Genomic DNA, 12711 nt, shown 5'->3' with positions numbered 1-12711 from the left:
CCCCCCCCGCGGGGCCGCGCCCGCCCCCCCCCCCCCCCCGCTGGTGCTGCGGAGCGGTGCGACCCTGCCCGGCGTGGAGATCGCCTACGAGACCTACGGCGAGCTCAACGACCGTCGCAACAACGCGGTGCTCGTCTGCCACGCGCTGACCGGCGACGCCCACGCCGCCGGGATGCACCTCGGCGCGAAGAGGCGCGGCTGGTGGGACAACCTGATCGGCCCCGGCAAGCCGCTCGACACCGACCGCTTCCACGTCGTCTGCGCCAACCTCCTCGGCGGGTGCTCCGGCACGACCGGTCCGCTCTCGGTCGACCCCCGGACCGGGCGCCGCTACGGCCTCGACTTCCCGGTGCTGACGATCGCCGACCTGGTGGCGACCCATCGGCTGCTCCTCGACCACCTGGGCATCGACCGGCTGCACGCCGCCGTGGGCGGGTCGCTCGGGGGCATGCAGGTGCTGCAGTGGGCCCTCGAGGAGCCGGAGCGGATCGAGCGCGCGGTGCTGGTCGCGGCGAGCTCCCGGTTGACCACGGAGAACATCGCCTTCTCGGCCGTCGCCCGGGCGGCGATCCTCGAGGACCCCGACTTCCGCGGCGGCCGCTACTTCGACCACGGGGTGGCGCCCCGGCACGGGCTGAAGGTGGCGCGGATGATGGCGCACATCACCTACGTCTCCGAGACGTCGCTCGTGGGCAAGTTCGGCCACCGCCGGCGGGAGCCGGACGGGGCACCGCGGCTGGACGCAGACTTCGAGGTCGAGCACTACCTGCAGCACCAGGGGCGGAGCTTCCTGGAGCGCTTCGACGCGCTGTCCTACCTCTACCTCACCCGGTCGATGGACTACTTCGACCCGTTCGGCGACCATCCGGACGCGGCGCCCGCGACCCGCTTCCGCCTGGTCTCCTTCGACACCGACTGGCGCTTCCCCACGGCCCACTCGGTGCGGATCCGCGACCGGCTCGCCGAGCGCGGTGTGCCGGTCGACCACACCGAGGTCGCCTCACCGTGGGGGCACGACTCCTTCCTGCTCGAGCCCCCCGGCTACCACGAGCTGGTCGCGGAGTTCCTGGCCGACTGACCGGCGGTCACCGGGCCTGGTCACCGGGCCGGTCACAGGGCCTGCGCCACCAGCTCCGCGAACAGGTCCTGGGGGTCCACGTCCAGGCCGCGCCGCTGGAACCAGCTGCAGACGTTGGTGCAGTCGCGGAGGAGGAAGTCGAAGCCCTGCGCGTTGCCGACCAGGTCGACCAGCTGGGGCAGGTCGATGACCACGAGCCGCGGGCCCGCGGCGAGGATGTTGTAGGGCGACAGGTCCCCGTGGACCAGCCCCGCCTGCGCGAGGCCCAGCATCGCCTCCCGCAGCTGGTCGAAGTACGACGCCAGCACCTGCGCGTCCGGACGGGTCTGCGCCAGGCGGGGCGCGGTCTCCCCGTCGACGGTGATCCACTCCATCAGGAGCTCGGTGCCGTCGATCTGCACGGGATAGGGGACCGGCAGCCCGAGCCGCCAGCACCGGTTGAGCGCCGTCCACTCCGACACCGCCCACTCCGCCGCGGCGACCTCGCGGCCGAAGATGCTCTTGCGCTTCAGCGCCCGCTCGTCGCGGGACCTGCGGGTGCTCCGGCCCTCGGTGTAGGTCGCCGAGCGGTGGAACGTGCGGTGCTCCGTGGAGCGGTAGCGCTTCGCGGCCATCACGACGGACTGCGCCGGATCGTGCGGGTCGGTGCGGTCGAGCAGGAAGACGTCGGCCTCCTTGCCGGTCTTCAGGATGCCCAGGTCGGTGTCGACCGCGCCCTGGGAGGTGACCACCCAGTCCGGGCGCGGCTCGGGACCGCGGGAGAGCGGCTCGACGTCGAGCCAGGTGGACCAGCGCTGACCCTCGGCGAGGTCGTCGTAGGCCGTGAAGTCGAAGACGAACCGGGGATCGAGGTCGTCAGCGGATGGTGCGGGGGCGGAGAGGTCCTCCGGGAACAATGCGGGTGCTCCTGTGGGTCGAGAGGGATCGGTCTGCGGGCAGGCCGGTGACAGCGATCGACATGTCACGCTCCTCTCGACGGCCCCGCGCCGGCGCGGGGGTTGGCGGTGCCAGCGTCGTCGCGTTCTCCGCACCGCGCAACCGATTTGCGGGTTAGGGTGGCTCGTGCGTCGATGGACCCTGCTCGTGGTGCTGTTGCTGCTGCTCGCGCCTGGGCTCGCCGGCGCGACGGCGGCAGATCCGGCCGCCGGCTCGACCAGGGGGCCCGACGGCTACTGGCCGCTCGACGGCAACGGGGGCACCGAGGCGCGCCACTACGACGTCCGGGTCGCCTACGACTTCGAGGACAAGGTGCTGAGCGGTCGCACGAAGGTCCGGCTGAAGGCGACGGCCGAGCTGCGCAGCTTCTCCCTCGACCTGCTGCTCCCGGTGCGCGCGGTCAGCGTCGACGGTCGCCGCGCCCGGTTCAGCAAGCCCAACCGCCACGAGCTGCGCGTCGTCCCGGGCCGGGCCATCCCCGAGGGCGAGCTGTTCACCGTCGTGGTGCGCTACCGCGGGCGGCCCGCGCCGATCAGCTATGCCGGCGAGCGCAGCTGGCTGGCGGACCGCCACGAGGTGGTCACCATGAACCAGCCGCACATGGCGCCGTGGTGGTTCCCCTCCAACGACCACCCGAGCGACAAGGCCCGCTTCGACATCCGGGTCAACGTGCCGCGCGGCAAGCAGGTCGTCAGCAACGGCCGCCTGGTCTCGCGCAAGGTCGGGCCGCGCCGCCAGACGACCCACTGGCGGATGTCGGACCCGATGACGACGTACCTGGCGTTCTTCGCCGCGGGCGACTTCGTCGTGGAGACCGGTCGCAGCGCCGCCGGACACCGCTACTACAACGCGGTGTCGAAGCGGCTCCCCGCCGGCGAGCGCTCCCGAGCGGTGCGCATGCTGCGCCGTACGGCCGGGATCACCGACTGGCTGCAGCGCCAGTTCGGGGAGTACCCGTTCGACTCCACCGGCGGCGTGGTGACCTCGTTGCCGGTGGGCTTCGCCCTGGAGAACCAGACGCGGCCCACCTACGGCTCCTGGATCTATCCGGGCGTGATCGTGCACGAGGTCGCGCACCAGTGGTTCGGCGACAGCGTCTCGGTCGAGCGGTGGCGCGACATCTGGATCAACGAGGGCTTCGCGACCTACGCCGAGGCGCTCTACGCCGCCAGCCACGGCGGCCCGTCCGTGGAGCGCTGGCTGCGCGGGATGTACGGCGCGTGGTGCACCGCGCCCGACGCTGGGTTCTGGCGGGTCGACCTCACCGACCCCGGCGCGTCCCGGATCTTCCACACCGCGGTCTACGACCGTGGCGCGATGGTGCTGGCGGCGCTCCGCAACCGGATCGGAGCGGTGCCGATGAGACAGCTGCTGCGGACCTGGGCCCGCGACAACCACGACGGCAACGCGGGCGTCGCGGACTTCCGGGCGCTCGCCGAGGACGTCTCCGGCCAGGACCTGGACTCGTTCTTCGCCGCCTGGCTCGACGGGGGGCGGCCGCCGGAGGCGACCGACGCGAACGGGCTCGACCGCGACTGCTGACCTGTTCCGGTCGGCCGGACCCGCGCGCCTCCACCGGGACCGGTGGGACGTTTGGTACCAAAGTGCTGACCTGTGCCCTCGGGGGCACGCCCGGACCAGGATGGAGACCACCCGCATGGACGCCCAGAAGCTCATCGGTGTCGTGGCGATCGTTTTCCTCGGCTTCTGGATGTTCACCGACCCCAACGGACTCGCGTCGACGACGAAGACCGTCGCCACCGAGGGCTGGGACCTCACGACGCAGGCCTTCGGCGGGATCATCGACTTCGTCGGCGCCCTGGACTGACGGCGCGGAGCGAGTCGTGGGGATGCTGAGCCGGCTCGGCGACCCCGGCGTGGCCAAGCACCTGCTCCGTGAGGAGGGGGAGGTGATCGTCGACGAGGTGAAGCACCACTGGTTCGTCTACCTCCGCCCCGCCGTCACGACGGTGCTCGGCGTCGCGAAGCTGGTGCTCAGCACCATGGTCAGCGTGCAGATCGCCTGGCTGTTCCTCGTCGCCGGCTTCGCCCTGCTGCTCCACGCCGCCTGGTGCACCCTGCGCGAGCAGCGCGACCGCTTCGTGATCACCAACATGCGGGTCTTCCGCGTCCACGGCGTGCTGTCGCAGCACCTGGCCACCATGCCGCTGAGCCGGATCCTCGACATCTCGGTCAGGAAGCCGCTGCACGGCCGGCTGCTGGGTTTCGGGCACTTCTGCTTCGAGTCCGCCGCCCAGGAGCAGGGCCTGCGCGACATCCGCTACGTCGGCCGGGCCGACGAGCGCGACCTGGCGATCCAGCGCGTGGTCCAGCGCTCCGGGCTGCGCGGCCCGCGCGTGCCGAACTGAGCGGGCAGCCGCCGGTCAGCGGTCTGGCGTTCGTAGGATTGGCCGCATGACGCAGCAGCCGTTCTCCCGTCCCGGTGCGATCGACCTCTCCGCGCTCAAGCGCCCGGCACCGCAGCAGCCGGCGGGGCGCCCCGGGGGTGCCGCTCCGTCGGGGGGCGCGCCGTTCGGAGGTGGCGGGTCGGCGTACTCCGTCGCGGTCGACGAGGCGAACTTCCAGACGGTGCTCGAGGCGTCGATGACCGCACCGGTCGTCCTCGTCTTCCACTCGCCGTCGCGCTCGCCCGAGAGCGACCAGCTCGCCCGCGACGTGGCCCAGGTCGCCGACGAGTACGACGGCCGGTTCCTCGCCGCGACCGTCGACGTCGACGCCGTGCCGCAGATCGCCCAGGCGATGCAGATCCCGCAGGTGCCGCTGATGCTCGTCATCCTCGACGGCCGGCCCGCGACGCAGCCCATCCCCGGCGCGGCCCCGATCGACGACCTCCGCGCCCTGTTCAACCAGCTGGCCCAGCAGCTCACCGCCCAGGGGATCGCCGGGCGGCACCAGCCGAACGCGTTCGGTGGGGCCGCTGCCGCCGAGGGCGAGGGCGCCGAGGACGAGGTCGACCCGCGCTACGCGCCGGCGCAGGACGCGCTGGCCGCAGGCGACATCGATGGCGCCGTCGGGGAGTACCAGAAGCTCGTCGACGCCAACCCCGCCGACCACGAGGCCGCCGCCGGACTGGCCATGGCGAAGGTCCTCCAGCGCACCCAGGGGGTCGACCTCAACGCCGCCCGTGCCGAAGCGGCCGCCAACCCCGACGACGTCGACGCCCAGACGCTCGTCGCCGACCTCGACATGCTCGGCGGCCACGTCGAGGACGCGTTCGCCCGGCTGGTGGAGCTGGTCCGTCGCTCGTCGGGGAAGGACCGCGACCGGGCACGCGAGCACCTCGTCGGGCTGTTCGCCGCCGTCGGCAACGAGGACCCGCGCGTGCTCAAGGGCCGGCAGGCCCTCGCCTCGGCCCTCTTCTAGCGGTGGACGCCGTCGGGCGGATGGGCTTCGGGCGCGGCGCGGGCTTCCTCCTCCGCGGGCTCCGGCTGTGGCGCGAGCGGCCACGCCTCATGCTGCTCGGCATCGTGCCTGCGGCGATCGTCGCCCTGCTCGTGGTGGCGCTGCTGGTCGTCCTGCTCGTCTTCGCCGACGACGTGATCGCCTGGGCCACGCCGTTCGCCGACGACTGGAGCGACACGGTCCGGTCGGTGTTCCGGATCGCGCTGCTGCTGGTCGTGCTGGCCGGCGCCGTGATGCTGGCGATCGTCACCTTCACCGGCCTCACCCTCGCCGTCGGCGACCCGTTCTACGAGCGGATCTGGAAAGAGGTCGAGCTCTCACTCGGAGGCGAGGTGCCCGACAAGGGCGTCGGCTGGCTCCGCGGCGCGCTCGACGGACTGGCGCTGGTGGGGCTCGGCATCGCCATGGCGGTGGTGGTGTTCGTGCTGGGCCTGCTGCCCCTGGTCGGCACGATCCTGGGCGCCACGCTGGGCCTGGTCGTCTCGGGCCGGCTCCTCGCCGGCGAGCTCGTCTCCCGACCGCTCGAGGCCCGGGGCATGGACCGCGCCGCCCGCGCCGCCCTGATGCGCCGGCACCGCGGCGCGCTGCTGGGCTTCGGCGTCTGCGTCCAGGCCTGCTTCCTGGTGCCCCTCGGCGGGATCCTGGTGATGCCCGCCGCAGTGGCCGGGGCGACCTACCTGGCGCGCGAGGCGCTCGAGGGCGCGGCGGCCTAGCCGCCCAGCGGCCTACCCCATCTCGACCCGGCGGAAGGCGTCGAGCACCACCCGCACGGCGGGGGAGTCGGTCATCGTCCGGCGGTGCAGCGCGTCGACCAGCCGCACCGGCTCCGGCTCCCGCACCGGTACGGCGACCAGGTCGTCGCCGAGCGGCGCGCGTCCCATGCGCGGGATGAGCGCGACGCCCAGCCCGGCGGCGACGAGGGCGAGGTGCGACTCGAACTCACCGGACACGTGCGCCACCCGGGGCGGCCGGCCCGTGCCGTCGTACATCCGCGACAGCCACTGGCGGCAGATCGTGTCCTCGGGGGTGGCGATCCACTCGACGTCGAGGAGGTCGTGCGGGGTCACCGTGCTGCGCGCGGCGAGCGGGTCCGTCCGGTGCACGATCAGGTCGGCCACGTCGCCGCCGAGCGGCGTGCTGACCACGTGGTCCGGCACGGCCAGTGGCACGCCGCCCCAGCGGTGCACGATGCCGATCTCGACCTGCCCGGTGGACACCAGGTCGACGACGTCCCACGGCTCGCGCTCCTGCAGCACCAGGGTGAGGTCGGGATGGGCGTCACGCAGCGCGCGGGCGACGGGCGCCACGACACCGCGCAGGGCGGTGGAGAAGACGGCGAGCCGGAGCCGCCCGCCGACCACGCCCGCGCGGGCCTGGAGCCCGGTCTCGAGCTCCTCGAGACGGGCGAGCACCTGCTCGCCGGCGTCCACCAGGTGTCGGCCGTGGCTGGTGAGCATCACGCCGCGGCCCACCCGCTCCAGCAGCGGCACGCCGGTCTGGCGCTCCAGGCGCTTGACCTGCTGGGAGACGGCGCTCGGCGTGAACCCGGTCGCCGCCGCGGCGGCGACCACCGACCCGTGGGTGGGGACCGCCCCGACGCCGGCGAGCGCGTCAAGATCGATCATGAAGCGACACTACATCGAGACGTGCACGTCTATTCGCTGGTGCTTCACGGTGGCCGAGCCCGATGCTGGTCCGGTGAGTCGTCGTGACCAGGCCCTGGCCGCCCTCGTCGCCGCCGTCTGGGGCTTCAACTTCGTCGTCATCGACTGGGGCATGGGTGACGTGCCGCCCCTGCTCTTCCTCGCCGCCCGGTTCCTCGCGGTGCTGGTGCCCGCGGTGTTCCTGCTGCCGCGGCCGCCCATCGCGTGGCGGACCATCCTGCTGGTCGGTGCCTTCATGTCGCTGGGGCAGTTCGCCTTCCTGTACGTCGCCATGGACGCCGGGATGCCGCCCGGGCTGGCGGGGCTCGTGCTCCAGGCCCAGGTCGTGCTGACCATCGTGATCGCGTCCGTCGCGCTGCGCGAGCGCCCCACCCGTGCCCAGGCGGTGGGCGTCGTGCTCGGCGTCGCCGGGCTGGCGGTGGTGGCGGTGGGGCGCGGCGGCCACGTCCCGTTGGTCGCGCTGCTGCTCTGCCTGACCGCGGCGCTGATGTGGGCGGTCGGCAACGTGCTCTCGCGGTCCTCCGGCGCGACCGGCGGGCTCTCCCTCACGGTGTGGTCGGCCCTCGTCGTGCCGGTGCCGCTGGTCGTCCTCTCGGTCGTGCTGGACGGCCCGGGGGTGCTGGCCGCCGGGATCGAGGCGTTCGGGTGGAAGGCGGCGGTCTCCACGCTCTACACCGCGGTGCTGGCCTCCCTCGTGGGCTACGGCACCTTCAACGCGCTGCTGTCGCGCAACCCCTCCGCCGCGGTGGTGCCGTGGATCCTGCTGGTGCCGCCGGTCGCGATCGGCTCCGCGTGGGCGCTGCTGGGCGAGACGCCGACGGCCGGCGAGCTGGTCGGCGGGTCGGTGCTGGTGCTCGGTGTCCTGGTCGCCCAGCGCCCGGGCCGAGCCGCGGTCAGCGTCCCGACTCCGTATACGCCGGGCCGTCGCCGGCCAGGCTCGCCAGCGCAGCCCGAACCCGCCGCGCGGTGAAGTCGGCGGCGCGCTCGGCCACCTGCGCCAGGGTGAGGAACTCCGCGGTCCGGATCTCCCGTGCCTGCGGCACCACCTGGTCGGCGATCGAGGGGGGGTGCACCCCGCCGTCGAAGACGAGGCAGAGCGCGTCGTCCCAGCCGCCCCACGGGGGCAGCCAGTCGGTGAGCACCAGCCGGCCGGCGTCGATCTGCAGGCCCAGCTCCTCCTCCACCTCTCGGGAGACGGCGACCCGCGGCGACTCGCCGACCTCCACCACCCCGCCGGGGAGGTCCCAGTCGGTCTTGTAGGTCAGCTGGCACATCAGCACCCGGGCGTCGGCGCCGTCGGCGTCGCGGACCAGCATCTGGCTGATCCCGCGCTTGCGGGGCAGGAAGGAGTTGAGCAGCGCGCGGAACCCGCCCGGCTCGTGCACCGGCACGTCGTCGACGAGCCGGGCGTAGACCACCACGTCGCCGGCCCGGCCGCGCTGCACCCCCTCGCGGCGCAGGCCCGACCAGGTCGCGATCCGCTGGGCGTCGGGGTCGTCCGCAGGGACCTTGACCTCCACCCGCTCGTGGTCGGTCAGCGCCTCGGCGACCTCGCGTCGTACGACGTCGACGGCGGCCTGCCATCCGCGGGCGGTGAGCTCGGGGCCCCACGCGACCCGCACGGTCCCGTCGTCGACCGTGGTGCGGCTGATCTGCGGCTGCTCGGGCACGTGGCAACCCTAGCGAGCGGTGCTGCCGCTCCTCGGTGTCGTCGCGGCCGGCACGTCAGTCGGTGCCTGGAGCGGTGACCGGCGCACGCAGCCAGATCGTCGCCAGCGGCGGCACGACCACCTCGGCGTAGGCGGGGCTGCCGCCGGGGGCGTTGGCCTCGAGCGGTCCGGCGGCGGCGGCCCGGACCGTGCCGAGGTTGCCGACGCCGCTGCCGCCGTAGCCGGTGGCGTCGGTGTTGAGCACCTCGCTCCAGTTGCCTGCGGCCGGAAGGCCGAGGCGGTAGCCGTCGTGGGGGACCGCGGCGAAGTTCGTCACGCAGACCAGGTCGGGCTCGCCGGGGGCGCGGCGCACGAACGAGAAGACGTTGTGCCCGGCGTCCTGGGCGTCGATCCACTGGAACCCGACCGGGTCGTTGTCGAGCCGCCACAGGGCCGGGATCTCGACGTAGCGGTGGTTGAGGTCGCGCACGAAGTCCTGCATGCCGCGGTGGTCGGGCTTCTGAAGCAGCCACCAGTCGAGCTCGCGGGCCTCGGCCCACTCCGACTCCTGGGCGAACTCGCAGCCCATCATCAGCAGCTGCTTGCCGGGATGGGCCCACATGTAGGCGAGATAGGCGCGCAGGGTCGCCAGCTGCTGCCACCGGTCGCCGGGCATCTTCCGCACGAGGGAGCCCTTGCCGTGCACGACCTCGTCGTGGCTGAGCGGCAGGACGTAGTTCTCGGAGAACGCGTAGACCAGCGAGAACGACATCTCGCCGTGGTGGTAGGAGCGGTGGATCGGGTCGTGCTCCAGGTAGCGCAGGGTGTCGTGCATCCAGCCCATGTTCCACTTGAAGCCGAAGCCGAGCCCGCCTCCGGACGTCACGCCGGTGACGCCGGGCCACGCCGTGGACTCCTCGGCGATGGTGACGATGCCCGGGTAGCGCTTGTAGGCGGTGGCGTTGAGCTCCTGGAGGAACTGCACGGCCTCGAGGTGCTCGTGGCCGCCGTGCTGGTTGGGCGTCCACTCGCCGTCGTTGCGGCCGTAGTCGAGGTAGAGCATCGACGCGACGCCGTCGACGCGGAGGCCGTCGACGTGGAACTCCTCGAGCCAGTAGAGCGCGTTGGCGACGAGGAAGTTCTTCACCTCGTAGCGGCCGAAGTTGAAGATGTGGGAGCCCCACTCCGGGTGCCAGCCCCGCTGCGGGTCGGGGTGCTCGTAGAGCGCGGTGCCGTCGAAGCGGACCAGCGCCCACTCGTCGGTGGCGAAGTGTCCGGGCACCCAGTCCAGGATCACGGCGATGCCGGCCTGGTGCAGCGCGTCGACGAGCCGGCGGAAGCCGTCGGGGTCGCCGAAGCGCGCGTCGGGCGCGAAGTACGACGTGACGTGGTAGCCCCAGGAGCCGCCGAAGGGGTGCTGCATCACCGGCATCAGCTCGACGTGGGTGAAGCCGAGGTCGGCGAGGTACTGCGGGAGGTCGGCGGCGAGCTCGTCGTAGGACCAGAATGAGCCGTCGGGATGACGCTTCCACGAGCCGAGGTGCAGCTCGTAGGTGGCCATCGGCTCGTTGACCGGCTGCCGCTTCGCGCGCTGCTCGAGCCAGTCGGCGTCGCCCCAGGTGTGCTCGGAGGCGAAGACCCGGGACGCGGTGGCCGGCGGGGCCTCAGCCCAGGCCGCCATCGGGTCCGCCTTCTCGCGCCAGACGCCGTCGGCCCCCTCGACCAGGAACTTGTAGTGAGCGCCCGAGCCCACGCCGGGCACGAACGTCTCCCACAGGCCCGCGTCGCCAAGGAGGCGCAGGGCGTGGGCGTTGCCGTCCCAGGCGTTGAAGTCTCCGATCACGCTGACCCGCCGGGCGTTGGGCGCCCAGACGACGAACGACGTGCCGGAGACGGGCTTGCCGGTCGACGGGTCGGGAAGGGTGCGCACCTGGGCGCCGAGCACCTGCCACAGCTGCTCGTGGCGGCCCTCGCTGACGAGGTGGAGGTCCATCTCGCCGAGGGTGGACGGAAACGTGCTGCTCTTCACGGGCGGCATCTTTCGGAGTGTAACGAGAGATCCGCGGCAGCCCACGGGCCGCGACCCGCGCGGCCCGGGTCGGCATACCGTCGCGCGGCGGTTTCCCCTAGCGTGGGGCGACGGCCGGCGGCGAGAACGGAGCACGTCATGGAGATCCTGCACTCGGCGATCGCGATCCTGGGCGCGATCCTGCTCATCATCAGGTTCAAGGTCGACCCGGTGATCTCCCTGCTGCTCGCCTGCGTCTACCTCGGCCTCGCGACCGGCCTCGGAGCCGAGGACACCGTCGCCCAGATCACCGGCGGGTTCGGCGAGATCATGGCCGAGGTGGGCCTGCTCATCGGGTTCGGCGTGCTGATCGGGGCGTTGCTGCACGCGATGGGCACGTTCCGGGCGCTGGTCGACGTCCTGGCGCGACGGGTCGGTCGCCACCTGCCGTACGCCATGGCCGGCACGCTCTCGACGATCTTCCCCTCCATCTACGTCGACGTGCAGGTCGTGCTCGCCGCACCCATGGCGAAGGAGTCGGCACCGGTGGTGCACCGCCGCCACGGGCTCCCGTGGCTCGCCGGAGCGATGGCGATCGGGATCTTCGCCGGCTACGTCTTCGTGGTCCCGGGGCTCGCCGCGGTCGCGATCGCGGGTCTGATGGACGTGCCGCTGGGCACCTACCTGCTCTACGGGCTGCCGATCGGTCTCGCGACCGCGCTGATCACCACCGCCCTGTTCCGGCTGCTGCTCGGCCGCGGCTACTGGAAGGAGGAGTCCGACCTCGACCCCGACGCGGTCGTCGACGCGGGGGACGTCGAGGAGGCGGCCGAGGAGCTGCCCGTGGCCGAAGGCGCGGCGCGGTGGCCGCTGTGGGTGCGCCTGCTGCCCATCCTGGTGCCCCTGGTGCTGATCGCGACCGGTGCGATCGCCGGCGTCGCGGAGCTCTCCAACCCGGTGGTGGCCTTCCTCGGCGACGCCAACATCGCCCTCTTCGTGGGCCTGCTGGTCGCGTTCCTCATGGTCCGCCCGTCGCTCGGCGCCGACGGTGTGGGCGCGGTGCTCACCACCGGCTTCCGCACCACGGGCGAGATCCTCCTCGTCACCGGCGTCGGCGGGTCGCTCGGGGCCGTCATCGCCGAGAGCGGCATGGACAAGACGCTGGAGGACCTGTTCTCGGTGGACGAGAGCGCGCCGGTGATCATCAGCATCCTGCTGGCCTGGCTGATCGCCGCGGTGCTGCACTTCGCGATCGGCTCGGTCTCGGTGGGCGCGATCACGGCGGCCGGCATCATCTCGCCGATCGTCGGGTCGCTGGGCGTGGACCCGGTCGTGATCGCGCTCGCCATCGCGTCCGGCGCGATGTTCGCGCTCCACGTCAACAGCAACTTCTTCTGGATGTTCAGCACGCTCCTCGACCTCTCCACCAAGGGCAGCCTGAAGACCCTGACCATGGCGACCTCGCTCGGCGCCGTGGTCTCGCTGCCGCTGGTCCTGGTGGCGAGCCTGGTCGCAGCGGTGGTCTGAGCCCGGGGGAGCGGCCCGCGGGTCAGCCAGGCCGGACGGCCTCGGCCCGCGAGAAGAGCCACGCGGAGAGGCCGAACATCGCGGCGAACCCGCCGCTCAGCCAGAACACGTCGGTGGCCGGCGCGTCGTCGTGCAGCCCGGCCCCGACGGCCACCACCGCGGCGAGGATGGTGCACCCAGCGGCGGCAGCGAGGGCGAGCGTCATCCCGCCTGCGCGGAACCGGGCGATGCCGGCGCCGACCAGCCCGACGACCAGTGCGCCGACGTAGAGCAGGTCGGGCGGACCGCCGTCCCCCACGATGCCGAGCGCGGCGATCCCGAAGAGGATCACGAACACGGTGCCCAGCGCCACCAGCACGCCGAGGCCGTAGTAGGTCTTCGCAGTGCTCATGCAGCAACGCTAGGCGCCCGAGTGCGCAGGACGGG

13 protein-coding genes are annotated in these 12711 nt (G+C 72.7%); 8 read left to right on the top strand and 5 right to left on the bottom strand.

Features of this window, described 5'->3' with window-relative positions; genetic code table 11:
• The first annotated feature begins 43 nt into the window (after window positions 1–43).
• Window positions 44–1078: a homoserine O-acetyltransferase MetX gene (gene metX, locus ACPOLA_RS16930; protein ID WP_435771677.1), complete on the top strand. Its 1035-nt coding sequence runs from the start codon at window positions 44–46 to the stop codon at window positions 1076–1078.
• A gap of 32 nt (window positions 1079–1110) precedes the next feature.
• On the opposite strand, the gene ACPOLA_RS16925 is transcribed toward metX, so the two are convergent.
• Window positions 1111–1974: a serine protein kinase RIO gene (locus ACPOLA_RS16925; RefSeq protein ID WP_435771674.1), complete on the bottom strand. Its 864-nt coding sequence runs from the start codon at window positions 1972–1974 to the stop codon at window positions 1111–1113.
• A 166-nt stretch (window positions 1975–2140) separates the two neighbouring features.
• Between ACPOLA_RS16925 and ACPOLA_RS16920 the strand changes: the two genes are divergently transcribed.
• The 5 genes from ACPOLA_RS16920 to ACPOLA_RS16900 all read left to right on the top strand — a co-directional run bounded on the left by ACPOLA_RS16920 (window position 2141) and on the right by ACPOLA_RS16900 (window position 6150).
• Window positions 2141–3556 carry a M1 family metallopeptidase gene (locus ACPOLA_RS16920; protein ID WP_435771673.1) on the top strand — a complete coding sequence of 472 codons (1416 nt, stop codon included), beginning with the start codon at window positions 2141–2143 and terminating at the stop codon, window positions 3554–3556.
• Window positions 3557–3671: 115 nt separating this feature from the next.
• Complete coding sequence (locus tag ACPOLA_RS16915; protein WP_435771672.1) at window positions 3672–3842, top strand: hypothetical protein; 171 nt, start codon at window positions 3672–3674, stop codon at window positions 3840–3842.
• Between the two features lie 22 nt (window positions 3843–3864).
• On the top strand, window positions 3865–4383 hold the full coding sequence (locus ACPOLA_RS16910; protein ID WP_435771676.1) for a PH domain-containing protein: 519 nt from the start codon (window positions 3865–3867) through the stop codon (window positions 4381–4383).
• A 46-nt stretch (window positions 4384–4429) separates the two neighbouring features.
• Window positions 4430–5398 (top strand): co-chaperone YbbN, encoded by a 969-nt coding sequence (locus tag ACPOLA_RS16905; RefSeq protein ID WP_435771671.1) that lies wholly within the window; start codon window positions 4430–4432, stop codon window positions 5396–5398.
• Between the two features lie 2 nt (window positions 5399–5400).
• Window positions 5401–6150 carry an EI24 domain-containing protein gene (locus ACPOLA_RS16900; protein ID WP_435771670.1) on the top strand — a complete coding sequence of 250 codons (750 nt, stop codon included), beginning with the start codon at window positions 5401–5403 and terminating at the stop codon, window positions 6148–6150.
• Window positions 6151–6162: 12 nt separating this feature from the next.
• Here ACPOLA_RS16900 and ACPOLA_RS16895 read toward each other — a convergent pair whose 3' ends face one another.
• On the bottom strand, window positions 6163–7062 hold the full coding sequence (locus ACPOLA_RS16895; RefSeq protein WP_435771669.1) for a LysR family transcriptional regulator: 900 nt from the start codon (window positions 7060–7062) through the stop codon (window positions 6163–6165).
• Between the two features lie 73 nt (window positions 7063–7135).
• Here ACPOLA_RS16895 and ACPOLA_RS16890 point away from each other — a divergent pair, with 73 nt between their 5' ends.
• Window positions 7136–8071: an EamA family transporter gene (locus ACPOLA_RS16890; protein ID WP_435771668.1), complete on the top strand. Its 936-nt coding sequence runs from the start codon at window positions 7136–7138 to the stop codon at window positions 8069–8071.
• Here ACPOLA_RS16890 and ACPOLA_RS16885 read toward each other — a convergent pair.
• Both ACPOLA_RS16885 and glgB read right to left on the bottom strand, forming a co-directional pair.
• Window positions 7995–8771, bottom strand: coding sequence for an NUDIX domain-containing protein (locus ACPOLA_RS16885; protein WP_435771667.1), 777 nt, complete (start codon window positions 8769–8771; stop codon window positions 7995–7997). The genes ACPOLA_RS16890 and ACPOLA_RS16885 overlap by 77 nt on opposite strands.
• Before the next feature lie 55 nt (window positions 8772–8826).
• Entirely contained in the window at window positions 8827–10788 is a 1962-nt protein-coding gene (gene glgB, locus ACPOLA_RS16880) for a 1,4-alpha-glucan branching protein GlgB (protein ID WP_435771666.1), read from the bottom strand.
• 129 nt (window positions 10789–10917) lie between these two features.
• Between glgB and ACPOLA_RS16875 the strand changes: the two genes are divergently transcribed.
• The gene (locus ACPOLA_RS16875; protein ID WP_435771665.1) at window positions 10918–12285 is read left to right on the top strand and encodes a GntP family permease; all 1368 of its coding nucleotides are present in this window, start codon (window positions 10918–10920) and stop codon (window positions 12283–12285) included.
• A 22-nt stretch (window positions 12286–12307) separates the two neighbouring features.
• Here ACPOLA_RS16875 and ACPOLA_RS16870 read toward each other — a convergent pair whose 3' ends face one another.
• Window positions 12308–12676, bottom strand: a complete 369-nt coding sequence (locus ACPOLA_RS16870) for a hypothetical protein (protein WP_435771664.1) — start codon at window positions 12674–12676, stop codon at window positions 12308–12310.
• Window positions 12677–12711 lie beyond the last annotated feature (35 nt).

The sequence above is a fragment of the Nocardioides proteolyticus genome (assembly GCF_051280635.3).
Lineage (GTDB): Bacteria > Actinomycetota > Actinomycetes > Propionibacteriales > Nocardioidaceae > Nocardioides.
Note: the sequence above shows the minus strand (reverse complement) of the source record. Positions and strands in the feature narration are given on the sequence as shown.

Excerpts from the sequence above, each read along its gene's own strand:
- ACPOLA_RS16915 (WP_435771672.1), top strand. The coding sequence starts at position 3,672 with ATGGACGCCCAGAAGCTCATCGGTGTCGTGGCGATCGTTTTCCTCGGC.
- ACPOLA_RS16910 (WP_435771676.1), top strand. The coding sequence starts at position 3,865 with ATGCTGAGCCGGCTCGGCGACCCCGGCGTGGCCAAGCACCTGCTCCGT.
- ACPOLA_RS16905 (WP_435771671.1), top strand. The coding sequence starts at position 4,430 with ATGACGCAGCAGCCGTTCTCCCGTCCCGGTGCGATCGACCTCTCCGCG.
- ACPOLA_RS16895 (WP_435771669.1), bottom strand. The coding sequence starts at position 7,062 with ATGATCGATCTTGACGCGCTCGCCGGCGTCGGGGCGGTCCCCACCCAC.
- glgB (WP_435771666.1), bottom strand. The coding sequence starts at position 10,788 with ATGCCGCCCGTGAAGAGCAGCACGTTTCCGTCCACCCTCGGCGAGATG.
- ACPOLA_RS16875 (WP_435771665.1), top strand. The coding sequence starts at position 10,918 with ATGGAGATCCTGCACTCGGCGATCGCGATCCTGGGCGCGATCCTGCTC.
- ACPOLA_RS16870 (WP_435771664.1), bottom strand. The coding sequence starts at position 12,676 with ATGAGCACTGCGAAGACCTACTACGGCCTCGGCGTGCTGGTGGCGCTG.